The organism is Spiroplasma endosymbiont of Tipula paludosa (assembly GCF_964264785.1).
Lineage (GTDB): Bacteria > Bacillota_I > Bacilli_A > Mycoplasmatales > Nriv7 > Nriv7.
This window is the reverse complement of the sequence record NZ_OZ183484.1, coordinates 670,743-695,268: the sequence shown is the minus strand read 5'-3', so window position 1 is coordinate 695,268 and position 24,526 is coordinate 670,743. Positions and strand designations below refer to the sequence as shown.

Here is a 24,526-nt window from a genome sequence, read left to right as displayed (position 1 = left end):
AAAGAATGGTAAGAAATGGAATTTTTAGAAGAATTGCAAGCCCGAGGACTTTTAAAACAAGTTACTAATAGTGAAAAAATAAAACAGGCTAAGAATAGTAATGCTAGTGTTTATTGTGGTATTGATCCAACAGCAACATCATTGCATGTGGGGCATTTATTACAAATTGTTTTATTATATCGCTTTTCATTAGCGGGTTTTAAACCGCTTGCTGTTATTGGTGGAGCCACGGCAATGATTGGTGATCCGAGTTTTAAAGTTGAAGAAAGAAAATTGTTAGATGCTAAAACAGTAAAATTAAATAGTGATGCGCTTGCTTTACAATTAGATAAATTATTAGATCATAATATTAAAGTTTTAAATAATGATGATTGAATAGCAAAATTAAATTTAATTGATTATTTAAGAGATTTGGGGAAAGAGTTTACGATTAATTATATGCTTGATAAGGAATCAATTAAAACAAGACTCGCAACAGGAATTTCTTATACTGAATTTTCTTATATGCTTTTACAAGCATATGATTTTTGGTATTTATATAAGAATTATCAATGTTTAGTGCAAATTGGTGGTAGTGACCAATGAGGGAATATTACTGCTGGAATTGAATTGATTCGTAAAAAAGAACAAGATAATCATTTAGCAAGTGGGTTAACGATTGAATTATTAACGCAAAGTAATGGTGTTAAGTTTGGTAAAACTGAGCAAGGAACAATTTGGTTAGATGCTAATTTAACATCCCCATATATTTTGTATCAGTTTTTTGTTAATCAAAATGATGCTGATGTTGAAAAACTTTTAAAATGATTAACTTTGTTATCATTAGATGATATTTTGCAAATAATGGCAAAACATAATGTTAATAAGGCTAAAAGACATGCCCAAAAGGTATTAGCAAAAGAAATTGTTGCTTTTGTTCATTCCCAACAAGAAGTTATGATGGCGATTAATATTAGTGAAGCATTATTTTCACAAAAAGTTATGCAATTACAAATGAGTGAAATTCAACAAATGAAAAATGCTGTTCCGTGAATAACTGTTAGTCAAGAACATAAACTTATTGATTTACTTTTATTACTTGAAGTATGTAGTTCTAAAACTCAAGTTCGGGAACTATTAAAGAGTAATGCTATTTATGTTAATGAGCAACTGATTACTGATGAAAACTATATATTATCTAAAGATAAATTGCTATATAATAAAATAATTTTTATTCGTAAAGGTAAACAACATTATTATATTGTTGAAGTTAATAGTCATTAATGTTTAAAACAATAAGTTATTTTCATAAAAATTTATCTTGTTTTTTTAAATATTTTATTGCATAATTTGTATATAATTTTAAATAGAATTTAGCAGTTAGAAATGTATTTTTTAATAATTTGTTTAAAGAAAATTGCTTAAAAATGGAGGAGCATTATGCCACAAGATATTAAAACTGTTATTACTAATCAAATTAAACAAGATATCAATGAAAATATTAAAGATGATATTGTATTAAAAGCGAAGTTTTTTAAGATGATATGTTTACAAACTAAAAATGGGGATAATAATATGTTTCCTAAACTTTTAGTTTATCTTTCTTGTATGAGTGAAAATCGTAATGCTAACATTTCTAAAGAAAATATTGATAGTTTAGTTAGTTTAGTTGAAAATAATAATATTTTAGAATTTAAAGAAAAACTTGAAATAATAACAAATTATAATTTTGTTAGTGAAGCGATTACTAAGAGCAAAGAATTTTATTATAACTTTGTTTATAATAGACTTGGTACATAACCTTTAATTTTATCTACTATTTTGATAATATTATTTACTAGGTGAAGTACAAATGTTAGATAAATACAAAGACGAAAATGAATTTTATAGTCTAATAGGCATAAAATATAAAACTTTCATGAAAATGGTAGAAATTTTAAAAGAAGCTAAAGCTAAACAAAAACAAATTGGTGGTAGACCAAATAAATTATCAATAGAGCAAAGATTACTTATGACTTTAGAATACTGAAAAGAATATAGTACATATCGTATTATTGCAAAAAAATATAATATTAGTCATGTTAGTTGTATTCGTAATATCTTTTGAGTTGAAAATACTCTAATAAAAAATAGTCACTTTCATATACCTGGCAAAAAGATATTATTGGAACATAAAGTTACTAATAATAATTTATTAGCAATTGATGCTACAGAAATTCCAATTGAAAGAATTAAAAAAAACTAAAATTATTATTTTCTGGTAAGAAAAGGCAACATTCATTAAAATCACAAATAATTATTGATTTATTTAACAATAAAATTATTTCAGTAGATTTTTGTTATGGCAGTATTCATGATTATAAGTTATTTTTAAAATCAAATACACTTATAAATCCAAAATTAGAATTAATTGCCGATTCAGGCTATCAAGGTTTGCAAAATGTTCATAAAAATACATTATTGCCAATTAAAAAGAGTAAAAATAATCCCTTAAATCCAGATAAAAAGGAATATAATAGCTTTTTAAGTAAAGTTAGAATTGCCATTGAACATGTTTTTGCTAGATTAAAAAGATTTAAAATACTAGTTTATCGTTATCGCAATAAGATTAGAAGATTTGGATTACGATTTAACTTAATTTCAGGAATATATAATTTTGAATTAAGCTAGTTATAGTTATGTACCAAGTCTAATAAAAAAGATATTGATGAATTTTTTGATAATTTAGGTTCTTTAACGGAATTAAATGAACAGTTTACTAGTTTTATTAATAAGAGCCAAATTGTAAAGTTAAGTGCAACTAAATTATTTTTCTAACCAAATATTCGATTGGCGAAAGATAATTTAGTATTTTTCTTGGTCTTTGGTTTAAAGACAATATAAATTTATGAACTGCATTTTTAGTAGTGTTTGAAAAATTAAATTTTTTAGGAAATTTTTCTCTAATTAAACCATTAGTATTTTCATTAGTACCTCTTTGTCAAGGTGAATATGCATCAGCAAAATAAATTTTCACATTTAAATTTTTTTCAAGTTGTTGTCAATTAGCAAATTCTTTACCCCTATCAAATGTTATAGTCTTAACAAGATTATTTGGAAGAATTGATAAATAATGACTAATATTTTTGTTAATAACTTTAGTAGTTCTATTTTCAACTAATATTGCTAAAGTAAATCTTGATGTTCTTTCAACTAAAGTTATTAAACATGATTTACTTTTACCTCGTGATGATACTACAGTATCACCTTCTCAATGGCCAAGAGTTATGCGATTATTAACATTTCGTTCTTTAATGGATTTACCATTAAATTTACCCCGATTTTCTTGAGATTTTCGTTTCTTACCTTTTCTTCTTAAATTTTTACTAGTAACCTTTTCAAGTAATCCAGAATAAATTCAATTGTAAATTGTTTTAAAACTAATAATTCATTCTTGATGAAAATTTTTAATTCTGCCATAAATTTGTTCAGGCGATCAACCTAATAATAATTTTTGTTGTACATATTTTACTAATTCTCTATTTTTAAATTTATGAAAATAAACATGTAATTGTTTTCTATTTTCTGCTTTATTTTGTGCAATTAATGAAAAATAATGATTATTATCTTTATTTCTATTAACTTCTCGATTAATAGTACTAATACTTCGATTAAGATTTTTAGCTATTTCACTAATTTTTACTTTAAATTTCAATTGATTCTCAATATAAATTCTTTCATCTATGCCAAGATGTTTGTATCCCATATAAAAACTCCTTAAATTTACTTTTTCTAAAATAAACTTAGCATCATGAAATTTTTATATGAAATCTTTTGCAATTTTATTTACTTGCACTTACAAGTATAATTCAGCTAATAAAAATGATGATAGTTGAATTAATTATAAAGGTAATGCTGTAACAAATAAATATAATAGATTTAAGTAAGTAAAAATATAAAATTAATATATATTAGTGAAATTTAATAATATTAATAATTTTTAGTGTGTAAAAATTCAATAATATGGTAAAATAATCATGAATAAAAATGACAATAACAAGGAAAGGCAGGGTTAGTTTAGTAATTAAATAATATAATTAGCTGATTGTTTTACTTCTTCAAAGCAATACCTAAGAAAACTAAACGCGACCGCAGATTTAAAAATTATTGTGCAAGATGTTAAGCCAAGTTATAATATCTTAGGTTTATCATTTGATAATTTAACTTATAAAATTCAGGACTTTATTAATAGCAATTCAAGTAAAGATGAAAATAATCAAAGCTTAGTATTATCTTTTGTTTATCAAAATCAGCGGTTTTTATTAACAGGCGATACCGAAAAGAAAGTAGAACAAGAGTTATTAAAAAAGAATTTGCTTTCAGAAGTTAATTTTTTACAAGTAGCCCATCATGGTAGTAAAACATCAAGTTCATTGTCATTTTTAAATAAGATTAAACCTAAAACTTGCTTTGCTTCGGGTGTTAATCCTGATACTTATGGATTAGAATATGTTGGTAATAAAAGTCATATTTATCCAACAGCAGAAGTAATGGCTAATTTAAAAACTGTTGGTTGTGATTTTTCTTGAACAGGAAAAGATGGAACATTAGTTTATACAGTTACAAATAGTAAGGCACAAGTTCAAAAATTAAATTATCATATTAAAAATTATACATAAATTGTTTTGATAAGATTATTAATTATTTAAAAAATGTAATGATTACGATATAATTACTATAGACTTGGTACATAACTATAACATTTTATGCCGACTAAACTATAAAATTCATTTTTATCTTTGTATTTATCTAACATTTGTATTTCATCTAAAAAATAATTATCAAAATAGTAGATAAAATTAAAGGTTATGTACCAAGTCTATTAGAGAATTACAAAAACATTATGTGAATATTAATTATGACAAAATAATTGTTTGTGGCGATGGTGCTACTTGAATTAGAGAAATTGCCAATAGTTTTGGTAATGTTAGATATATTTTAGATGGTTATCACACTATTAAAAAATTAAAACAAACGGCATTTAATATTATTTTTGAAAATCGCAAATTAACACTAAATAGTTGAATTGAATTATATAAAAATGGAAATCATCAAGAATTGATAAAAAACATTCGTAATGTCGCTAAAAATGAATTAAATAAAGATATTAAAACAAATTTAAGGAGGGCGAGTAATTATTTCAGTAATAATAAGCACGGCATTCATAATCAAAATTTAGAATGAAATATCGGTTGTAGCATCGAGAGTGATGTATCACATTTAGTAAAACAACAATTAGGATATGGAGCAAAAATATATAATCATAAGAATTTAAATAACTTATTACAGTTAAGAATGGCAAATTTAAACAAATTAAATGTATTACATTAGACTTGGTACATAACCTTTAATTTTATCTACTATTTTGATAATTATTTTTTAGATGAAATACAAATGTTAGATAAATACAAAGATAAAAATGAATTTTATAGTTTAGTCGGCATAAAATGTTATAGTTATGTACCAAGTCTATTATATTAATGAAAATATTAATTCAGAAATAGAAATCAGAAAAGAAATATATAAAAATTCATTATGAAATAAATATAATAATAAAAATGATGATAGTTGAATTAATTATAAAGGTAATGCTGTAACAAATAAATATAATAGATTTAAGTAAGTAAAAATATAAAATTAATATATATTAGTGAAATTTAATAATATTAATAATTTTTAGTGTGTAAAAATTCAATAATATGGTAAAATAATCATGAATAAAAATGACAATAACAAGGAAAGGCAGGGTTAGTTTAGTAATTAAATAATATAATTAGCTGATTGTTTTACTTCTTCAAAGCAATACCTAAGAAAACTAAACGCGACCGCAGATTTAAAAATTATTGTGCAAGATGTTAAGCCAAGTTATAATATCTTAGGTTTATCATTTGATAATTTAACTTATAAAATTCAGGACTTTATTAATAGCAATTCAAGTAAAGATGAAAATAATCAAAGCTTAGTATTATCTTTTGTTTATCAAAATCAGCGGTTTTTATTAACAGGCGATACCGAAAAGAAAGTAGAACAAGAGTTATTAAAAAAGAATTTGCTTTCAGAAGTTAATTTTTTACAAGTAGCCCATCATGGTAGTAAAACATCAAGTTCATTGTCATTTTTAAATAAGATTAAACCTAAAACTTGCTTTGCTTCGGGTGTTAATCCTGATACTTATGGATTAGAATATGTTGGTAATAAAAGTCATATTTATCCAACAGCAGAAGTAATGGCTAATTTAAAAACTGTTGGTTGTGATTTTTCTTGAACAGGAAAAGATGGAACATTAGTTTATACAGTTACAAATAGTAAGGCACAAGTTCAAAAATTAAATTATCATATTAAAAATTATACATAAATTGTTTTGATAAGATTATTAATTATTTAAAAAATGTAATGATTACGATATAATTACTATGTAATTTAAAGATAATCATAAAGAAGGTAATTATTTTGCAAGGATTTCTAACTAATGAAAAAGATTATATTAATATTTTAGGACAAAATTTAGCAATTCAATATTTAATTATTTCTTGTATTATTATTGGAGTAGTATTTATTGCAATTATTAGTGTGATTTTATTGGTTATTAATTATCGCAATCGTAACTTGAAAAATTCAGCTTGAGAAAAATTTAAAAATGAAAAATTAATTTATAATATTGAATCAGAAATAATTAAAATGGGGCAAGCATTAAAAAATAAATAGTTATATTTTTATAAGGTAGGCAATAGATATGTCATGAAAAGAAAAAATAATGGATAAGTTTTTTAATAAAGCAGAACAAAAACGATTTAATGATAATAAATTAAAGGCAGAGCAACTTGATCCGTATTTTCCTTATGAAAGAAAACAAAAACAAAATGATGTTCCCCGCGTAATTAATCGTTATGAGTTTACAGTTGATGATAAAAAATATTTTAATTCTGGTATTAATAAAGAACCACCACCATATTATGAAGAAAATTATAGTTTACCAAAAGCAAGAGTTTATAGTCCTAAAAATGGTTATAATCGTGAATTTGGTGGTACGCCATACCAACAAAATTCGCCAACAATAACTTCTTATCAATATCCACAACCACAACAACCAATTTTAGATTCATCACCTAATGATTTTTTAGAGGATAATCATAATGATTATAGTCCAACTTTATATCAAAAAGCATATCAAGAACCATATTTATCATATGATGAACCACGAGGACAAGAGATACCGTATCGTTCGTTAAGTTTAAAAACTATTCCTAAAGAAATTGCTAATGAGGTTCGTAGTGAAAAATATCGTTTGGTTTTAACAATGATTATTGGTTTTTTAGGAATAATCGCTTCTTCAATACCATTAATTTTGTGATTTTTAAAGCAACAAAATATTGTTATTGACAATGAAAATTTAATTCCGCATCCAACTTTGATGATACCGTTATGTATTGTGTCATTAGGTTTATTTTTTATTTCTTTGTTTGATTGAATTAAAATTAAAAAAGAAGTGGAAGGATATTTAAAAAAAGCTAAATTAGGAAATAATGTTATTCCTAATTTCATTATTGCTAATTATCGAAAAATGCATATTCGTAGTATTATTATTAATTGAGTAGCTTTTCCTTTGTATATTATTGGTGCTGCAATTATTGCTATTCTTTATGGATTATCAGGTGCAACACAGCCAAAACTTTTTGGGTTTTTAATTTTAGATATGACGATTAGAGATTTAACAACAGAAATTATTATTTTAACAGGAATATTATTTGCCTTATTTTTTTTACAAGTATTAAATATTATTTTTGTTCGTAAAAGAAAAGCTAATATTATTGGTTTTTATGGTTATGAAATTATTAATCCTTATGAAATGTATGAATTAAAGCGAATAATAAATCGTCGCTGTTTATGAACTTGATTAACAATTATTGCGATTATGTTTTTTGTTATTGCGATTCCGATTTGAATATTGCGACGAAAAAAAATTAAGGTTACTTCAAGTTAAAATGTATTTTCATTTATTTGTAAATCTTTTTATTAGTAATGATGGAAATTATCACTTGCAAAATATTAATCAAGGACGCATAAAGTTTTGTTAGGTGGGAAAAGATTTGAATAAGTATTAAGACAGTCAGCAATGATTGTCTTTTTATTTTATAAAGTGTTAAAAATTTGTTCTTTGAAAATTAAATACAAGTGAATTAATAATGTTGGTATGTATTAAAAGCACGATAAATTGTGGGTGGTCGCCATAACCAAAAGAAGTTTACCAGTTGATAGATAACACCCTATTAGCTATAGCAATTTGTTTCGTTTTGCAATAAAAAAATGAATGGGTGGATTTCCTAAAAATATACACGCTATTAAATTAGTTCCAAGGGTAGGATGCGGATGTTAAAGTGTAGAAATTAATATTATTAAATTTTCACTAATATATATTAATTTTATATTTTTACTTACTTAAATCTATTATATTTATTTGTTACAGCATTACCTTTATAATTAATTCAACTATCATCATTTTTATTATTATATTTATTTAATGCTGAATTATACTTGTAAGTGCAAGTAAATAAAATTGCAAAAGATTTCATATAAAAATTTCATGATGCTAAGTTTATTTTAGAAAAAGTAAATTTAAGGAGTTTTTATATGGGATACAAACATCTTGGCATAGATGAAAGAATTTATATTGAGAATCAATTGAAATTTAAAGTAAAAATTAGTGAAATAGCTAAAAATCTTAATCGAAGTATTAGTACTATTAATCGAGAAGTTAATAGAAATAAAGATAATAATCATTATTTTTCATTAATTGCACAAAATAAAGCAGAAAATAGAAAACAATTACATGTTTATTTTCATAAATTTAAAAATAGAGAATTAGTAAAATATGTACAACAAAAATTATTATTAGGTTGATCGCCTGAACAAATTTATGGCAGAATTAATAATTTTCATCAAGAATGAATTATTAGTTTTAAAACAATTTACAATTGAATTTATTCTGGATTACTTGAAAAGGTTACTAGTAAAAATTTAAGAAGAAAAGGTAAGAAACGAAAATCTCAAGAAAATCGGGGTAAATTTAATGGTAAATCCATTGAAGAACGAAATGTTAATAATCGCATAACTCTTGGCCATTGAGAAGGTGATACTGTAGTATCATCACGAGGTAAAAGTAAATCATGTTTAATAACTTTAGTTGAAAGAACATCAAGATTTACTTTAGCAATATTAGTTGAAAATAGAACTACTAAAGTTATTAACAAAAATATTAGTCATTATTTATCAATTCTTCCAAATAATCTTGTTAAGACTATAACATTTGATAGGGGTAAAGAATTTGCTAATTGACAACAACTTGAAAAAAATTTAAATGTGAAAATTTATTTTGCTGATGCATATTCACCTTGACAAAGAGGTACTAATGAAAATACTAATGGTTTAATTAGAGAAAAATTTCCTAAAAAATTTAATTTTTCAAACACTACTAAAAATGCAGTTCATAAATTTATATTGTCTTTAAACCAAAGACCAAGAAAAATACTAAATTATCTTTCGCCAATCGAATATTTGGTTAGAAAAATAATTTAGTTGCACTTAACTTTACAATTTGGCATAAACACCATTTTTGTTATAAAGATTAGTAAATTCTGAATTATAGACATAAAATTGTTTTTGTAGTGCTAGAAAATTAGGTAATAAAATATTACTTTTTGTAAAATCAAGCATATCATAATTTTTAGGGATTAAAATTAAACCACTATTTTTAACACTAGCAAACTGCAAATTATATTAGACTTGGTACATAACCTTTAATTTTATCTACTATTTTGATAATTATTTTTTAGATGAAATACAAATGTTAGATAAATACAAAGATAAAAATGAATTTTATAGTTTAGTCGGCATAAAATGTTATAGTTATGTACCAAGTCTATTCTTTAAAATTATTACTATTACTACACGCAGAGATAAATATTAGCCCAACTAAATTTAAAGCTGATAAAAATTTTCACATAACAAAAAATCCTCCTTTCAAAGGAATTATATTTTAGACTTGGTACATAACCTTTAATTTTATCTACTATTTTGATAATTATTTTTTAGATGAAATACAAATGTTAGATAAATACAAAGATAAAAATGAATTTTATAGTTTAGTCGGCATAAAATGTTATAGTTATGTACCAAGTCTTTTATATAAAAATACTTTAAATACCTAAGAAAACTTTTTTAATATCATTAGTAAGATTGCTAAGGGCACTACAAATTCAAATAACATCTGAAACGCCGGAATAACCTCAAACACCGGAAAGGCGGTTTTGGTAAAATTAATCGTTGTTTTGGCAATATCCGCAATGGGGCGAATTAAAAGATTAATCCCCGAAAAACCAAGTAATCAATTTAACAGGCTAACAGAAGCGTGCTGAATACCACAGGATATTGCACTAAATAAACCTCAATAAGAACAGTTGGGCGTAGGAATTAAATCATCCATATTACCACTTATTCCGCCGCCAATAAAAGCCGTTGAATTCAAAATATTAAAATCATATAAAGAATAATGATATTTAGTGCTTTCATTTTTCTTTTTATATAGCGGAAAAGTTAGCGTAAAAATATTAATTCCATACATCACATCAACTTTGGCATTAGACTTGGTACATAACCTTTAATTTTATCTACTATTTTGATAATTATTTTTTAGATGAAATACAAATGTTAGATAAATACAAAGATAAAAATGAATTTTATAGTTTAGTCGGCATAAAATGTTATAGTTATGTACCAAGTCTTATGTAATTTAAAGATAATCATAAAGAAGGTAATTATTTTGCAAGGATTTCTAACTAATGAAAAAGATTATATTAATATTTTAGGACAAAATTTAGCAATTCAATATTTAATTATTTCTTGTATTATTATTGGAGTAGTATTTATTGCAATTATTAGTGTGATTTTATTGGTTATTAATTATCGCAATCGTAACTTGAAAAATTCAGCTTGAGAAAAATTTAAAAATGAAAAATTAATTTATAATATTGAATCAGAAATAATTAAAATGGGGCAAGCATTAAAAAATAAATAGTTATATTTTTATAAGGTAGGCAATAGATATGTCATGAAAAGAAAAAATAATGGATAAGTTTTTTAATAAAGCAGAACAAAAACGATTTAATGATAATAAATTAAAGGCAGAGCAACTTGATCCGTATTTTCCTTATGAAAGAAAACAAAAACAAAATGATGTTCCCCGCGTAATTAATCGTTATGAGTTTACAGTTGATGATAAAAAATATTTTAATTCTGGTATTAATAAAGAACCACCACCATATTATGAAGAAAATTATAGTTTACCAAAAGCAAGAGTTTATAGTCCTAAAAATGGTTATAATCGTGAATTTGGTGGTACGCCATACCAACAAAATTCGCCAACAATAACTTCTTATCAATATCCACAACCACAACAACCAATTTTAGATTCATCACCTAATGATTTTTTAGAGGATAATCATAATGATTATAGTCCAACTTTATATCAAAAAGCATATCAAGAACCATATTTATCATATGATGAACCACGAGGACAAGAGATACCGTATCGTTCGTTAAGTTTAAAAACTATTCCTAAAGAAATTGCTAATGAGGTTCGTAGTGAAAAATATCGTTTGGTTTTAACAATGATTATTGGTTTTTTAGGAATAATCGCTTCTTCAATACCATTAATTTTGTGATTTTTAAAGCAACAAAATATTGTTATTGACAATGAAAATTTAATTCCGCATCCAACTTTGATGATACCGTTATGTATTGTGTCATTAGGTTTATTTTTTATTTCTTTGTTTGATTGAATTAAAATTAAAAAAGAAGTGGAAGGATATTTAAAAAAAGCTAAATTAGGAAATAATGTTATTCCTAATTTCATTATTGCTAATTATCGAAAAATGCATATTCGTAGTATTATTATTAATTGAGTAGCTTTTCCTTTGTATATTATTGGTGCTGCAATTATTGCTATTCTTTATGGATTATCAGGTGCAACACAGCCAAAACTTTTTGGGTTTTTAATTTTAGATATGACGATTAGAGATTTAACAACAGAAATTATTATTTTAACAGGAATATTATTTGCCTTATTTTTTTTACAAGTATTAAATATTATTTTTGTTCGTAAAAGAAAAGCTAATATTATTGGTTTTTATGGTTATGAAATTATTAATCCTTATGAAATGTATGAATTAAAGCGAATAATAAATCGTCGCTGTTTATGAACTTGATTAACAATTATTGCGATTATGTTTTTTGTTATTGCGATTCCGATTTGAATATTGCGACGAAAAAAAATTAAGGTTACTTCAAGTTAAAATGTATTTTCATTTATTTGTAAATCTTTTTATTAGTAATGATGGAAATTATCACTTGCAAAATATTAATCAAGGACGCATAAAGTTTTGTTAGGTGGGAAAAGATTTGAATAAGTATTAAGACAGTCAGCAATGATTGTCTTTTTATTTTATAAAGTGTTAAAAATTTGTTCTTTGAAAATTAAATACAAGTGAATTAATAATGTTGGTATGTATTAAAAGCACGATAAATTGTGGGTGGTCGCCATAACCAAAAGAAGTTTACCAGTTGATAGATAACACCCTATTAGCTATAGCAATTTGTTTCGTTTTGCAATAAAAAAATGAATGGGTGGATTTCCTAAAAATATACACGCTATTAAATTAGTTCCAAGGGTAGGATGCGGATGTTAAAGTGTAGAAATTAATATTATTAAATTTTCACTAATATATATTAATTTTATATTTTTACTTACTTAAATCTATTATATTTATTTGTTACAGCATTACCTTTATAATTAATTCAACTATCATCATTTTTATTATTATATTTATTTAATGCTGAATTATACTTGTAAGTGCAAGTAAATAAAATTGCAAAAGATTTCATATAAAAATTTCATGATGCTAAGTTTATTTTAGAAAAAGTAAATTTAAGGAGTTTTTATATGGGATACAAACATCTTGGCATAGATGAAAGAATTTATATTGAGAATCAATTGAAATTTAAAGTAAAAATTAGTGAAATAGCTAAAAATCTTAATCGAAGTATTAGTACTATTAATCGAGAAGTTAATAGAAATAAAGATAATAATCATTATTTTTCATTAATTGCACAAAATAAAGCAGAAAATAGAAAACAATTACATGTTTATTTTCATAAATTTAAAAATAGAGAATTAGTAAAATATGTACAACAAAAATTATTATTAGGTTGATCGCCTGAACAAATTTATGGCAGAATTAATAATTTTCATCAAGAATGAATTATTAGTTTTAAAACAATTTACAATTGAATTTATTCTGGATTACTTGAAAAGGTTACTAGTAAAAATTTAAGAAGAAAAGGTAAGAAACGAAAATCTCAAGAAAATCGGGGTAAATTTAATGGTAAATCCATTGAAGAACGAAATGTTAATAATCGCATAACTCTTGGCCATTGAGAAGGTGATACTGTAGTATCATCACGAGGTAAAAGTAAATCATGTTTAATAACTTTAGTTGAAAGAACATCAAGATTTACTTTAGCAATATTAGTTGAAAATAGAACTACTAAAGTTATTAACAAAAATATTAGTCATTATTTATCAATTCTTCCAAATAATCTTGTTAAGACTATAACATTTGATAGGGGTAAAGAATTTGCTAATTGACAACAACTTGAAAAAAATTTAAATGTGAAAATTTATTTTGCTGATGCATATTCACCTTGACAAAGAGGTACTAATGAAAATACTAATGGTTTAATTAGAGAAAAATTTCCTAAAAAATTTAATTTTTCAAACACTACTAAAAATGCAGTTCATAAATTTATATTGTCTTTAAACCAAAGACCAAGAAAAATACTAAATTATCTTTCGCCAATCGAATATTTGGTTAGAAAAATAATTTAGTTGCACTTAACTTTACAATTTGGCATAAACACCATTTTTGTTATAAAGATTAGTAAATTCTGAATTATAGACATAAAATTGTTTTTGTAGTGCTAGAAAATTAGGTAATAAAATATTACTTTTTGTAAAATCAAGCATATCATAATTTTTAGGGATTAAAATTAAACCACTATTTTTAACACTAGCAAACTGCAAATTATATTAGACTTGGTACATAACCTTTAATTTTATCTACTATTTTGATAATTATTTTTTAGATGAAATACAAATGTTAGATAAATACAAAGATAAAAATGAATTTTATAGTTTAGTCGGCATAAAATGTTATAGTTATGTACCAAGTCTATTCTTTAAAATTATTACTATTACTACACGCAGAGATAAATATTAGCCCAACTAAATTTAAAGCTGATAAAAATTTTCACATAACAAAAAATCCTCCTTTCAAAGGAATTATATTTTAGACTTGGTACATAACCTTTAATTTTATCTACTATTTTGATAATTATTTTTTAGATGAAATACAAATGTTAGATAAATACAAAGATAAAAATGAATTTTATAGTTTAGTCGGCATAAAATGTTATAGTTATGTACCAAGTCTTTTATATAAGCCAAATTGTAAAGTTAAGTGCAACTAAATTATTTTTCTAACCAAATATTCGATTGGCGAAAGATAATTTAGTATTTTTCTTGGTCTTTGGTTTAAAGACAATATAAATTTATGAACTGCATTTTTAGTAGTGTTTGAAAAATTAAATTTTTTAGGAAATTTTTCTCTAATTAAACCATTAGTATTTTCATTAGTACCTCTTTGTCAAGGTGAATATGCATCAGCAAAATAAATTTTCACATTTAAATTTTTTTCAAGTTGTTGTCAATTAGCAAATTCTTTACCCCTATCAAATGTTATAGTCTTAACAAGATTATTTGGAAGAATTGATAAATAATGACTAATATTTTTGTTAATAACTTTAGTAGTTCTATTTTCAACTAATATTGCTAAAGTAAATCTTGATGTTCTTTCAACTAAAGTTATTAAACATGATTTACTTTTACCTCGTGATGATACTACAGTATCACCTTCTCAATGGCCAAGAGTTATGCGATTATTAACATTTCGTTCTTTAATGGATTTACCATTAAATTTACCCCGATTTTCTTGAGATTTTCGTTTCTTACCTTTTCTTCTTAAATTTTTACTAGTAACCTTTTCAAGTAATCCAGAATAAATTCAATTGTAAATTGTTTTAAAACTAATAATTCATTCTTGATGAAAATTTTTAATTCTGCCATAAATTTGTTCAGGCGATCAACCTAATAATAATTTTTGTTGTACATATTTTACTAATTCTCTATTTTTAAATTTATGAAAATAAACATGTAATTGTTTTCTATTTTCTGCTTTATTTTGTGCAATTAATGAAAAATAATGATTATTATCTTTATTTCTATTAACTTCTCGATTAATAGTACTAATACTTCGATTAAGATTTTTAGCTATTTCACTAATTTTTACTTTAAATTTCAATTGATTCTCAATATAAATTCTTTCATCTATGCCAAGATGTTTGTATCCCATATAAAAACTCCTTAAATTTACTTTTTCTAAAATAAACTTAGCATCATGAAATTTTTATATGAAATCTTTTGCAATTTTATTTACTTGCACTTACAAGTATAATTCAGCATAAAAATACTTTAAATACCTAAGAAAACTTTTTTAATATCATTAGTAAGATTGCTAAGGGCACTACAAATTCAAATAACATCTGAAACGCCGGAATAACCTCAAACACCGGAAAGGCGGTTTTGGTAAAATTAATCGTTGTTTTGGCAATATCCGCAATGGGGCGAATTAAAAGATTAATCCCCGAAAAACCAAGTAATCAATTTAACAGGCTAACAGAAGCGTGCTGAATACCACAGGATATTGCACTAAATAAACCTCAATAAGAACAGTTGGGCGTAGGAATTAAATCATCCATATTACCACTTATTCCGCCGCCAATAAAAGCCGTTGAATTCAAAATATTAAAATCATATAAAGAATAATGATATTTAGTGCTTTCATTTTTCTTTTTATATAGCGGAAAAGTTAGCGTAAAAATATTAATTCCATACATCACATCAACTTTGGCATTAGACTTGGTACATAACCTTTAATTTTATCTACTATTTTGATAATTATTTTTTAGATGAAATACAAATGTTAGATAAATACAAAGATAAAAATGAATTTTATAGTTTAGTCGGCATAAAATGTTATAGTTATGTACCAAGTCTAATATAAAACTTTCATGAAAATGGTAGAAATTTTAAAAGAAGCTAAAGCTAAACAAAAACAAATTGGTGGTAGACCAAATAAATTATCAATAGAGCAAAGATTACTTATGACTTTAGAATACTGAAAAGAATATAGTACATATCGTATTATTGCAAAAAAATATAATATTAGTCATGTTAGTTGTATTCGTAATATCTTTTGAGTTGAAAATACTCTAATAAAAAATAGTCACTTTCATATACCTGGCAAAAAGATATTATTGGAACATAAAGTTACTAATAATAATTTATTAGCAATTGATGCTACAGAAATTCCAATTGAAAGAATTAAAAAAAACTAAAATTATTATTTTCTGGTAAGAAAAGGCAACATTCATTAAAATCGCAAATAATTATTGATTTATTTAACAATAAAATTATTTCAGTAGATTTTTGTTATGGCAGTATTCATGATTATAAGTTATTTTTAAAATCAAATACACTTATAAATCCAAAATTAGAATTAATTGCCGATTCAGGCTATCAAGGTTTGCAAAATGTTCATAAAAATACATTATTGCCAATTAAAAAGAGTAAAAATAATCCCTTAAATCCAGATAAAAAGGAATATAATAGCTTTTTAAGTAAAGTTAGAATTGCCATTGAACATGTTTTTGCTAGATTAAAAAGATTTAAAATACTAGTTTATCGTTATCGCAATAAGATTAGAAGATTTGGATTACGATTTAACTTAATTTCAGGAATATATAATTTTGAATTAAGCTAGTTATAGTTATGTACCAAGTCTATTGTAAAAATGAAGTTTATTACTAGTAACGTTTCATAATTGGTTATCATACGCTTTTAAAACATTAAAATCTATTTGATAAGAACTTTTACCGGTGTTAAAACCATTAGCAATTTGTTTATCTTTAACAAAAAAATAGGAACGAAAAATCATATTCTTACTATTTTCTAGTGTCGAACCAAAATTAATTAAATACTGTTTGGGATAAAAAGTAATTAAGGAACGATAGAAAAATCCCATTTGTAAAACATTTTTAGGGATTTGTTGCATCCCTTTGTAATCTAATTCTACATAAGTAGAGGCATCCATATCAAAACTGGCATAAAAGAATTGTACAAAAAACTCACCTAAAACTTTATAAATTTTATCAAATAAGCCATTAATAAAATCAATAGTTAAATCTTTTTGATAATGAAGCATAAAATCTTTAAAATCTAATTTTAATTTGTCATCATAGCGTAAAAAATGGAAAGTATTACCATAATAATTAACTTGTCCAAAAAAAGTGTTGATAAAGTCTTTTCCAAAACTTGTTCGTGTTTTAACCTTTCAAAGTGACTTACCATTTTCTAAAAACTCATTAGAACCTCCATAATTAATATGTTCAGTTTTTACAGTAATAACATCACCAAAACTAGAAAAAGAAAGTTCTCTAAAAATAATTTCTTCCATCATTACAGGTAAAAGATATGAATTTTTGCGACTTAAACTAAATTTACTATTTTGTTTAAAACCATTTAATTTAATTGAAATTTCATTCATATATTTAAAATTATTGTCAAAGAAATTAAAAATGGGTACTCAATAGACTTGGTACATAACTATAACATTTTATGCCGACTAAACTATAAAATTCATTTTTATCTTTGTATTTATCTAACATTTGTATTTCATCTAAAAAATAATTATCAAAATAGTAGATAAAATTAAAGGTTATGTACCAAGTCTAATGCTGAATTATACTTGTAAGTGCAAGTAAATAAAATTGCAAAAGATTTCATATAAAAATTTCATGATGCTAAGTTTATTTTAGAAAAAGTAAATTTAAGGAGTTTTTATATGGGATACAAACATCTTGGCATAGATGAAAGAATTTATATTGAGAATCAATTGAAATTTAAAGTAAAAATTAGTGAAATAGCTAAAAATCTTAATCGAAGTATTAGTACTATTAATCGAGAAGTTAATAGAAATAAAGATAATAATCATTATTTTTCATTAATTGCACAAAATAAAGCAGAAAATAGAAAACAATTACATGTTTATTTTCATAAATTTAAAAATAGAGAATTAGTAAAATATGTACAACAAAAATTATTATTAGGTTGATCGCCTGAACAAATTTATGGCAGAATTAATAATTTTCATCAAGAATGAATTATTAGTTTTAAAACAATTTACAATTGAATTTATTCTGGATTACTTGAAAAGGTTACTAGTAAAAATTTAAGAAGAAAAGGTAAGAAACGAAAATCTCAAGAAAATCGGGGTAAATTTAATGGTAAATCCATTGAAGAACGAAATGTTAATAATCGCATAACTCTTGGCCATTGAGAAGGTGATACTGTAGTATCATCACGAGGTAAAAGTAAATCATGTTTAATAACTTTAGTTGAAAGAACATCAAGATTTACTTTAGCAATATTAGTTGAAAATAGAACTACTAAAGTTATTAACAAAAATATTAGTCATTATTTATCAATTCTTCCAAATAATCTTGTTAAGACTATAACATTTGATAGGGGTAAAGAATTTGCTAATTGACAACAACTTGAAAAAAATTTAAATGTGAAAATTTATTTTGCTGATGCATATTCACCTTGACAAAGAGGTACTAATGAAAATACTAATGGTTTAATTAGAGAAAAATTTCCTAAAAAATTTAATTTTTCAAACACTACTAAAAATGCAGTTCATAAATTTATATTGTCTTTAAACCAAAGACCAAGAAAAATACTAAATTATCTTTCGCCAATCGAATATTTGGTTAGAAAAATAATTTAGTTGCACTTAACTTTACAATTTGGCTAATATAAATAACTATAATTAAATTTATCAAAATCTCGGCGTTGTATCATTAAATAATCAAGTTTATCTTGAAACTGGTTATACTGATATTCACCATCATGTTTAGTTATTGCTGTTGGTAATGGTTGCTCGTTATTTTTTTCGGGTAAAGGAGGCATTTCAGCAAAAAAGGAAATTATATGATAAACACCTGAAACTTTTTTAAATAAAATTTTAACATTAACAATTTCGTCAAGCCAATAACTACGGACATCGTAAGTAGAACCATCAACCCAATAACCATTTATTTTTTTATAAACACCATTTTTGTTATAAAGATTAGTAAATTCTGAATTATAGACATAAAATTGTTTTTGTGGTGCCGGAAAATTAGGTAATAAAATATTACTTTTCGTAAAATCAAGCATATCATAATTTTTAGGGATTAAAATTAAACCACTATTCTTAACATTAGCAAACTCTAATTCGCAACTTTCACCACATTGACTAGGGTTTGTAGCTCGTTTTTCTCGTTTCATAAAGAATTGTTCCATATTAGGTTTTGGTGATTGTTTTGTATCAAAGAACGCCCCTAGCGGTACCAAACCAATAAACATTATAACAAATCAAGAAATAATCTTATCCATCTCATCGCGCCTTAAAACTCTTTTTTATTGCTTTAACAGCATCAGAAAATTTATAATGTTGATGTTGCGGACATTCACAATTAGCAACTTGCATTTGATGCTTTCTAAAAACTTTATTAAAGTAATAACCCCTAATAAATAACTTAATAGCAGTTATTAACAAATAAACGATTAATAATCAAAAATACACTTTAAGAAATACATTTTGAAAATCAAACAATAGACTTGGTACATAACTATAACTAGCTTAATTCAAAATTATATATTCCTGAAATTAAGTTAAATCGTAATCCAAATCTTCTAATCTTATTGCGATAACGATAAACTAGTATTTTAAATCTTTTTAATCTAGCAAAAACATGTTCAATGGCAATTCTAACTTTACTTAAAAAGCTATTATATTCCTTTTTATCTGGATTTAAGGGATTATTTTTACTCTTTTTAATTGGCAATAATGTATTTTTATGAACATTTTGCAAACCTTGATAGCCTGAATCGGCAATTAATTCTAATTTTGGATTTATAAGTGTATTTGATTTTAAAAATAACTTATAATCATGAATACTGCCATAACAAAAATCTACTGAAATAATTTTATTGTTAAATAAATCAATAATTATTTGTGATTTTAATGAATGTTGCCTTTTCTTACCAGAAAATAATAATTTTAGTTTTTTTTAATTCTTTCAATTGGAATTTCTGTAGCATCAATTGCTAATAAATTATTATTAGTAACTTTATGTTCCAATAATATCTTTTTGCCAGGTATATGAAAGTGACTATTTTTTATTAGAGTATTTTCAACTCAAAAGATATTACGAATACAACTAACATGACTAATATTATATTTTTTTGCAATAATACGATATGTACTATATTCTTTTCAGTATTCTAAAGTCATAAGTAATCTTTGCTCTATTGATAATTTATTTGGTCTACCACCAATTTGTTTTTGTTTAGCTTTAGCTTCTTTTAAAATTTCTACCATTTTCATGAAAGTTTTATATTTTATGCCTATTAGACTATAAAATTCATTTTCGTCTTTGTATTTATCTAACATTTGTACTTCACCTAGTAAATAATATTATCAAAATAGTAGATAAAATTAAAGGTTATGTACCAAGTCTATTATATTATCTGGAGGTTAAGTAATGAATCAAGAACAAGGATATCTTCATATTTACTGTGGTGAAGGTAAAGGTAAAACTAGTATTTTAAATGGAATGACAATTAGAGCCTTAGGAAATAATTGAAATGTAGTATATTTTCGTTTTTTAAAAAATCGTCCTACAGGTGAATTAATATTTTTTGAAAAGCATACTAATTTAACAATTCTTGATTTTTATCATTCATCAAAAAAATTTTTTTGATGAATGAATGTTGAAGAAAAACAAGAGTTAAAAGCTGAAACAAGAAAAGGTTTTGAAGTTTTAGTAGCAAGTTTAAAAAATTCTAATATTGATTTAATTGTTGTTGATGAGATTTTAGGTTGTTTACAAAATCAATTAATTTATGAAGATGAATTAGTGTTAGCATTAGAAAATAAAGCTAAGAATATTGAAGTTGCCCTTTCAGGAAGATATTGTCCAGAAAAATTACAATCAATTGCTGATTTAATTAGTGAGGTAACGCCAACAAGACATTATTCAGAAAAGAATATTTGGGCTCGGAAGGGTATTGAGTATTAATGATAAAACAATTATTTTTAGCAACTACTAATGCTAATAAGTTAGAAGAATTTCAAAACATATTAGGGCAAAAATACGATTTAAAGACACTTTTAGACATTAAGCAGTTTCTGGGTACTGAAATTGAAGATATTGAAGAAACAGGAGCGACATTTATTGAAAATGCTTTAATTAAGGCAAGAACTTTAAGCAAATTATTACAAAAACCAGTCTTAGGTGATGATTCTGGATTAGAAATATTAGCATTAGATAATTTCCCGGGAATTTATTCGGCGCGTTGGATGGATACTACTGATGGTTTTATGCAAGCATCTAATGTTATTTTAGAAAAGATGATGAATATTAAATTCCGAGATTGTCGGTATGTTTGTGCTCTTGCTTTTGTTGATGTTACTAAAAATATTGAAAAAGTGTTTGTCGGTTCGTTAAATGGTTTAATTCATAGTGAACGCCAAGGTAATTATAATTTTGGTTATGATGCTATATTTTATTTACCAGAATATAAAAAAACGCTAGGTGAAATAACAGCACAAGAAAAAAATCAAATATCACATCGTGCTATAGCAATCCAAAAGATGGTTAATTGAATAAATAAGGAAGATAATAATGAATACTAAAATTAACATTGTTTTATATGAACCAGAAATTGCTGGTAATGTTGGTTCGATTATGCGAACTTGTGTTGCTATTAATGTGAACCATTAGGGTTCTTTTTAAATGATCGTTTTATTATTGGCTCATCTGCTAACTATTTTGAATTTTTACAATATGAAAGTGATGAAGATTGAAATAGTTTTCTTAGTAAAAATCCTCATGCTAACTTATTTTTTTCTACAAGATATGGTCAAAAACCACCTAGTGCCATTGATTTTACAGAAAGTGAAACACCAATATATTTAGTATTTGGTAAAGAATCGTCGGTTATTCCAAAAACGATATTACAAGAGCATTTGAATCAATGTTTTCGTTTACCAATGAGTATATTAATACTCGCAGTCTTAATGTCGCTAATGTTGTTTGTACTGTAAGTTATGAGGTTTTACGGCAATTAGATTATTTAGATTTATCTTTAAATGAAATTCAGAAAGGTAAAGATTATTTACAAAATTAAAAAGCTGGTAATTCAATTACCAGCTTTTTGTTTAATTTAATTTAATGTATAAAAATCTTTAAAATCATTAATTATAAAGTCACGAACTAGTCGTGTTAAAGTACTACGATTATATGCTGGTTTTTGCTTAAAGTCGCTGTTGCTAGTTAACATATCATCAATACCATCAACAGCGTCACCTCATTTATTAATAAATCAGCGATATTCACCATTTTTAACAAAAAATATTGTGGGAATACCATTTCCAGGGAGATAATCTGGGTCAAAGCCGTTCTTAATGTTTTCGTTGGTTGCTCATAAGTTTTTTTGTGATTTTTTTAATCATTCAAAAGTATTCTTAACTCACTTAGTTTCAAAAAAAGTTTTATTTCAAGTATTATCATTAGCACCTTTAAAGTCATAATCACTAACAAAAGCATAGCGATTAATTTTTAAATTTTCATCTTTTAAATCCAAAATATCTTTGTCTCAATCTTTTTCTTGCATTCAAAGATCTCATTGTTTTGATAATGTTTGACATCCTGGACAATTTTCTGATCCAATATAACCAATAAATGTTTCTTTATTTTTAATTTTTAATATTATTTCATCATAATTGCTATTACACGCAGTAACAGATATTATAGGTAATATTGTTAAAATAAAACTGCTTTTAATACTCAATATTTTTTTAAATTGCATTTAATTCACCTCTATAAAAATAAAATCAAAACCATTATAACATAAAGTTATTATTTTCTTGTTATATATATGATAACGGTCGCGTTTAGTTTTCTTAGGTATTTTTTAAAAAAGAAAAAATAGTCATTTACTATAAATTATTTCAATATGCAAATTAAGTATATATTTCTTATGTATGATTTTTGTTGTAAAAAATTATTTTAATGTTGTTTTTATAAGCATTTTACTTAGTTTTTATAACCTTTTATTAAGAATATGTTTGTTAATATTAAATATTTTGTTTTATTAATTAGCTGAATTATACTTGTAAGTGCAAGTAAATAAAATTGCAAAAGATTTCATATAAAAATTTCATGATGCTAAGTTTATTTTAGAAAAAGTAAATTTAAGGAGTTTTTATATGGGATACAAACATCTTGACATAGATGAAAGAATTTATATTGAGAATCAATTGAAATTTAAAGTAAAAATTAGTGAAATAGCTAAAAATCTTAATCGAAGTATTAGTACTATTAATCGAGAAGTTAATAGAAATAAAGATAATAATCATTATTTTTCATTAATTGCACAAAATAAAGCAGAAAATAGAAAACAATTACATGTTTATTTTCATAAATTTAAAAATAGAGAATTAGTAAAATATGTACAACAAAAATTATTATTAGGTTGATCGCCTGAACAAATTTATGGCAGAATTAAAAATTTTCATCAAGAATGAATTATTAGTTTTAAAACAATTTACAATTGAATTTATTCTGGATTACTTGAAAAGGTTACTAGTAAAAATTTAAGAAGAAAAGGTAAGAAACGAAAATCTCAAGAAAATCGGGGTAAATTTAATGGTAAATCCATTAAAGAACGAAATGTTAATAATCGCATAACTCTTGGCCATTGAGAAGGTGATACTGTAGTATCATCACGAGGTAAAAGTAAATCATGTTTAATAACTTTAGTTGAAAGAACATCAAGATTTACTTTAGCAATATTAGTTGAAAATAGAACTACTAAAGTTATTAACAAAAATATTAGTCATTATTTATCAATTCTTCCAAATAATCTTGTTAAGACTATAACATTTGATAGGGGTAAAGAATTTGCTAATTGACAACAACTTGAAAAAAATTTAAATGTGAAAATTTATTTTGCTGATGCATATTCACCTTGACAAAGAGGTACTAATGAAAATACTAATGGTTTAATTAGAGAAAAATTTCCTAAAAAATTTAATTTTTCAAACACTACTAAAAATGCAGTTCATAAATTTATATTGTCTTTAAACCAAAGACCAAGAAAAATACTAAATTATCTTTCGCCAATCGAATATTTGGTTAGAAAAATAATTTAGTTGCACTTAACTTTACA

At 24.4% G+C, this 24,526-nt stretch carries 34 protein-coding genes and 1 pseudogene; 24 read left to right on the top strand and 11 right to left on the bottom strand.

Annotation, left to right across the window (positions count from 1 at the left end; genetic code table 4):
* Positions 1 to 15: 15 nt before the first annotated feature.
* The 4 genes from tyrS to ACFEL5_RS04090 all read left to right on the top strand — a co-directional run bounded on the left by tyrS (position 16) and on the right by ACFEL5_RS04090 (position 2,649).
* Positions 16 to 1,263 (top strand): tyrosine--tRNA ligase, encoded by a 1,248-nt coding sequence (gene tyrS, locus ACFEL5_RS04105; protein WP_375315040.1) that lies wholly within the window; start codon positions 16 to 18, stop codon positions 1,261 to 1,263.
* 156 nt (positions 1,264 to 1,419) lie between these two features.
* Entirely contained in the window at positions 1,420 to 1,779 is a 360-nt protein-coding gene (locus ACFEL5_RS04100) for a hypothetical protein (protein WP_375315039.1), read from the top strand.
* Positions 1,780 to 1,831: 52 nt separating this feature from the next.
* Positions 1,832 to 2,224: a transposase family protein gene (locus ACFEL5_RS04095; protein WP_375315019.1), complete on the top strand. Its 393-nt coding sequence runs from the start codon at positions 1,832 to 1,834 to the stop codon at positions 2,222 to 2,224.
* Between the two features lie 2 nt (positions 2,225 to 2,226).
* On the top strand, positions 2,227 to 2,649 hold the full coding sequence (locus tag ACFEL5_RS04090) for a transposase family protein (protein WP_342224593.1): 423 nt from the start codon (positions 2,227 to 2,229) through the stop codon (positions 2,647 to 2,649).
* A gap of 130 nt (positions 2,650 to 2,779) precedes the next feature.
* On the opposite strand, the gene ACFEL5_RS04085 is transcribed toward ACFEL5_RS04090, so the two are convergent.
* On the bottom strand, positions 2,780 to 3,724 hold the full coding sequence (locus ACFEL5_RS04085) for an IS30 family transposase (protein WP_338966716.1): 945 nt from the start codon (positions 3,722 to 3,724) through the stop codon (positions 2,780 to 2,782).
* A 58-nt stretch (positions 3,725 to 3,782) separates the two neighbouring features.
* On the opposite strand from ACFEL5_RS04085, the gene ACFEL5_RS04080 reads away from it, so the two are divergent.
* From ACFEL5_RS04080 to ACFEL5_RS04050, 7 genes are all read left to right on the top strand, one after another.
* Positions 3,783 to 3,905, top strand: coding sequence for a hypothetical protein (locus ACFEL5_RS04080; RefSeq protein ID WP_375315038.1), 123 nt, complete (start codon positions 3,783 to 3,785; stop codon positions 3,903 to 3,905).
* Between the two features lie 222 nt (positions 3,906 to 4,127).
* Entirely contained in the window at positions 4,128 to 4,637 is a 510-nt protein-coding gene (locus ACFEL5_RS04075; RefSeq protein ID WP_375315035.1) for a ComEC/Rec2 family competence protein, read from the top strand.
* A gap of 226 nt (positions 4,638 to 4,863) precedes the next feature.
* On the top strand, positions 4,864 to 5,349 hold the full coding sequence (locus ACFEL5_RS04070) for a UPF0236 family transposase-like protein (RefSeq protein ID WP_375315037.1): 486 nt from the start codon (positions 4,864 to 4,866) through the stop codon (positions 5,347 to 5,349).
* Between the two features lie 127 nt (positions 5,350 to 5,476).
* Positions 5,477 to 5,641: a hypothetical protein gene (locus tag ACFEL5_RS04065; RefSeq protein WP_375315036.1), complete on the top strand. Its 165-nt coding sequence runs from the start codon at positions 5,477 to 5,479 to the stop codon at positions 5,639 to 5,641.
* 222 nt (positions 5,642 to 5,863) lie between these two features.
* Positions 5,864 to 6,373 (top strand): ComEC/Rec2 family competence protein, encoded by a 510-nt coding sequence (locus tag ACFEL5_RS04060; protein ID WP_375315035.1) that lies wholly within the window; start codon positions 5,864 to 5,866, stop codon positions 6,371 to 6,373.
* Between the two features lie 95 nt (positions 6,374 to 6,468).
* Complete coding sequence (locus ACFEL5_RS04055) at positions 6,469 to 6,723, top strand: hypothetical protein (RefSeq protein WP_338968759.1); 255 nt, start codon at positions 6,469 to 6,471, stop codon at positions 6,721 to 6,723.
* A gap of 28 nt (positions 6,724 to 6,751) precedes the next feature.
* Positions 6,752 to 7,999 carry an MSC_0882 family membrane protein gene (locus ACFEL5_RS04050; RefSeq protein ID WP_375315034.1) on the top strand — a complete coding sequence of 416 codons (1,248 nt, stop codon included), beginning with the start codon at positions 6,752 to 6,754 and terminating at the stop codon, positions 7,997 to 7,999.
* A 451-nt stretch (positions 8,000 to 8,450) separates the two neighbouring features.
* Here the strand turns inward: ACFEL5_RS04050 and ACFEL5_RS04045 are convergent, their stop codons facing one another.
* On the bottom strand, positions 8,451 to 8,588 hold the full coding sequence (locus ACFEL5_RS04045; RefSeq protein ID WP_375315033.1) for a hypothetical protein: 138 nt from the start codon (positions 8,586 to 8,588) through the stop codon (positions 8,451 to 8,453).
* Positions 8,589 to 8,646: 58 nt separating this feature from the next.
* Here ACFEL5_RS04045 and ACFEL5_RS04040 point away from each other — a divergent pair, with 58 nt between their 5' ends.
* Together ACFEL5_RS04040 and ACFEL5_RS04035 are read left to right on the top strand one after the other, a co-directional pair.
* Complete coding sequence (locus tag ACFEL5_RS04040) at positions 8,647 to 9,591, top strand: IS30 family transposase (protein WP_375315028.1); 945 nt, start codon at positions 8,647 to 8,649, stop codon at positions 9,589 to 9,591.
* Between the two features lie 268 nt (positions 9,592 to 9,859).
* Positions 9,860 to 9,982, top strand: a complete 123-nt coding sequence (locus ACFEL5_RS04035) for a hypothetical protein (protein ID WP_375315032.1) — start codon at positions 9,860 to 9,862, stop codon at positions 9,980 to 9,982.
* Positions 9,983 to 10,219: 237 nt separating this feature from the next.
* Here the strand turns inward: ACFEL5_RS04035 and ACFEL5_RS04030 are convergent, their stop codons facing one another.
* A complete protein-coding gene (locus ACFEL5_RS04030) occupies positions 10,220 to 10,636 on the bottom strand; it encodes a hypothetical protein (RefSeq protein ID WP_375315031.1) in 417 nt (138 codons plus the stop codon).
* A 198-nt stretch (positions 10,637 to 10,834) separates the two neighbouring features.
* On the opposite strand from ACFEL5_RS04030, the gene ACFEL5_RS04025 reads away from it, so the two are divergent.
* Positions 10,835 to 11,089, top strand: coding sequence for a hypothetical protein (locus ACFEL5_RS04025; protein WP_338968759.1), 255 nt, complete (start codon positions 10,835 to 10,837; stop codon positions 11,087 to 11,089).
* A gap of 28 nt (positions 11,090 to 11,117) precedes the next feature.
* Positions 11,118 to 12,365 carry an MSC_0882 family membrane protein gene (locus ACFEL5_RS04020; RefSeq protein WP_375315034.1) on the top strand — a complete coding sequence of 416 codons (1,248 nt, stop codon included), beginning with the start codon at positions 11,118 to 11,120 and terminating at the stop codon, positions 12,363 to 12,365.
* A gap of 451 nt (positions 12,366 to 12,816) precedes the next feature.
* Here ACFEL5_RS04020 and ACFEL5_RS04015 read toward each other — a convergent pair whose 3' ends face one another.
* Positions 12,817 to 12,954 carry a hypothetical protein gene (locus ACFEL5_RS04015; protein WP_375315033.1) on the bottom strand — a complete coding sequence of 46 codons (138 nt, stop codon included), beginning with the start codon at positions 12,952 to 12,954 and terminating at the stop codon, positions 12,817 to 12,819.
* A gap of 58 nt (positions 12,955 to 13,012) precedes the next feature.
* Here ACFEL5_RS04015 and ACFEL5_RS04010 point away from each other — a divergent pair, with 58 nt between their 5' ends.
* Entirely contained in the window at positions 13,013 to 13,957 is a 945-nt protein-coding gene (locus tag ACFEL5_RS04010) for an IS30 family transposase (protein WP_375315028.1), read from the top strand.
* Between the two features lie 268 nt (positions 13,958 to 14,225).
* Positions 14,226 to 14,348, top strand: a complete 123-nt coding sequence (locus ACFEL5_RS04005) for a hypothetical protein (protein WP_375315032.1) — start codon at positions 14,226 to 14,228, stop codon at positions 14,346 to 14,348.
* A 246-nt stretch (positions 14,349 to 14,594) separates the two neighbouring features.
* On the opposite strand, the gene ACFEL5_RS04000 is transcribed toward ACFEL5_RS04005, so the two are convergent.
* Together ACFEL5_RS04000 and ACFEL5_RS03995 are read right to left on the bottom strand one after the other, a co-directional pair.
* Positions 14,595 to 15,539: an IS30 family transposase gene (locus ACFEL5_RS04000; protein ID WP_338966716.1), complete on the bottom strand. Its 945-nt coding sequence runs from the start codon at positions 15,537 to 15,539 to the stop codon at positions 14,595 to 14,597.
* 127 nt (positions 15,540 to 15,666) lie between these two features.
* Positions 15,667 to 16,083 (bottom strand): hypothetical protein, encoded by a 417-nt coding sequence (locus ACFEL5_RS03995; RefSeq protein WP_375315031.1) that lies wholly within the window; start codon positions 16,081 to 16,083, stop codon positions 15,667 to 15,669.
* Positions 16,084 to 16,263: 180 nt separating this feature from the next.
* On the opposite strand from ACFEL5_RS03995, the gene ACFEL5_RS03990 reads away from it, so the two are divergent.
* A complete protein-coding gene (locus ACFEL5_RS03990; protein WP_375315030.1) occupies positions 16,264 to 16,584 on the top strand; it encodes a transposase family protein in 321 nt (106 codons plus the stop codon).
* Between the two features lie 2 nt (positions 16,585 to 16,586).
* Positions 16,587 to 17,009: a transposase family protein gene (locus ACFEL5_RS03985; RefSeq protein ID WP_342224593.1), complete on the top strand. Its 423-nt coding sequence runs from the start codon at positions 16,587 to 16,589 to the stop codon at positions 17,007 to 17,009.
* Positions 17,010 to 17,015: 6 nt separating this feature from the next.
* Here ACFEL5_RS03985 and ACFEL5_RS03980 read toward each other — a convergent pair whose 3' ends face one another.
* Entirely contained in the window at positions 17,016 to 17,849 is an 834-nt protein-coding gene (locus ACFEL5_RS03980; RefSeq protein WP_375315029.1) for a hypothetical protein, read from the bottom strand.
* Positions 17,850 to 18,089: 240 nt separating this feature from the next.
* Here ACFEL5_RS03980 and ACFEL5_RS03975 point away from each other — a divergent pair, with 240 nt between their 5' ends.
* Complete coding sequence (locus tag ACFEL5_RS03975; RefSeq protein WP_375315028.1) at positions 18,090 to 19,034, top strand: IS30 family transposase; 945 nt, start codon at positions 18,090 to 18,092, stop codon at positions 19,032 to 19,034.
* Positions 19,035 to 19,057: 23 nt separating this feature from the next.
* On the opposite strand, the gene ACFEL5_RS03970 is transcribed toward ACFEL5_RS03975, so the two are convergent.
* From ACFEL5_RS03970 to ACFEL5_RS03960, 3 genes are all read right to left on the bottom strand, one after another.
* Positions 19,058 to 19,684, bottom strand: a complete 627-nt coding sequence (locus ACFEL5_RS03970; RefSeq protein ID WP_375315027.1) for a hypothetical protein — start codon at positions 19,682 to 19,684, stop codon at positions 19,058 to 19,060.
* Between the two features lie 242 nt (positions 19,685 to 19,926).
* Complete coding sequence (locus ACFEL5_RS03965) at positions 19,927 to 20,346, bottom strand: transposase family protein (RefSeq protein WP_375315760.1); 420 nt, start codon at positions 20,344 to 20,346, stop codon at positions 19,927 to 19,929.
* Positions 20,347 to 20,351: 5 nt separating this feature from the next.
* Positions 20,352 to 20,744 carry a transposase family protein gene (locus ACFEL5_RS03960; protein ID WP_375315019.1) on the bottom strand — a complete coding sequence of 131 codons (393 nt, stop codon included), beginning with the start codon at positions 20,742 to 20,744 and terminating at the stop codon, positions 20,352 to 20,354.
* Positions 20,745 to 20,835: 91 nt separating this feature from the next.
* Between ACFEL5_RS03960 and ACFEL5_RS03955 the strand changes: the two genes are divergently transcribed.
* The 3 genes and pseudogenes from ACFEL5_RS03955 (at position 20,836) to ACFEL5_RS03945 (ending at position 22,483) form a co-directional block, all read left to right on the top strand.
* Positions 20,836 to 21,372, top strand: a complete 537-nt coding sequence (locus ACFEL5_RS03955) for a cob(I)yrinic acid a,c-diamide adenosyltransferase (RefSeq protein ID WP_375315026.1) — start codon at positions 20,836 to 20,838, stop codon at positions 21,370 to 21,372.
* Entirely contained in the window at positions 21,372 to 21,989 is a 618-nt protein-coding gene (rdgB, locus tag ACFEL5_RS03950; protein WP_375315025.1) for an RdgB/HAM1 family non-canonical purine NTP pyrophosphatase, read from the top strand. The genes ACFEL5_RS03955 and rdgB overlap by 1 nt, the downstream gene beginning before the upstream one ends.
* A pseudogene (locus tag ACFEL5_RS03945) lies at positions 21,979 to 22,483 on the top strand (TrmH family RNA methyltransferase). Before rdgB ends, ACFEL5_RS03945 begins: the two are co-directional and overlap by 11 nt.
* Before the next feature lie 36 nt (positions 22,484 to 22,519).
* Here the strand turns inward: ACFEL5_RS03945 and ACFEL5_RS03940 are convergent.
* Positions 22,520 to 23,146: a hypothetical protein gene (locus ACFEL5_RS03940; RefSeq protein WP_375315024.1), complete on the bottom strand. Its 627-nt coding sequence runs from the start codon at positions 23,144 to 23,146 to the stop codon at positions 22,520 to 22,522.
* Between the two features lie 418 nt (positions 23,147 to 23,564).
* Between ACFEL5_RS03940 and ACFEL5_RS03935 the strand changes: the two genes are divergently transcribed.
* Positions 23,565 to 24,509 carry an IS30 family transposase gene (locus tag ACFEL5_RS03935; RefSeq protein ID WP_375315023.1) on the top strand — a complete coding sequence of 315 codons (945 nt, stop codon included), beginning with the start codon at positions 23,565 to 23,567 and terminating at the stop codon, positions 24,507 to 24,509.
* The last annotated feature ends 17 nt before the right edge of the window (positions 24,510 to 24,526 follow it).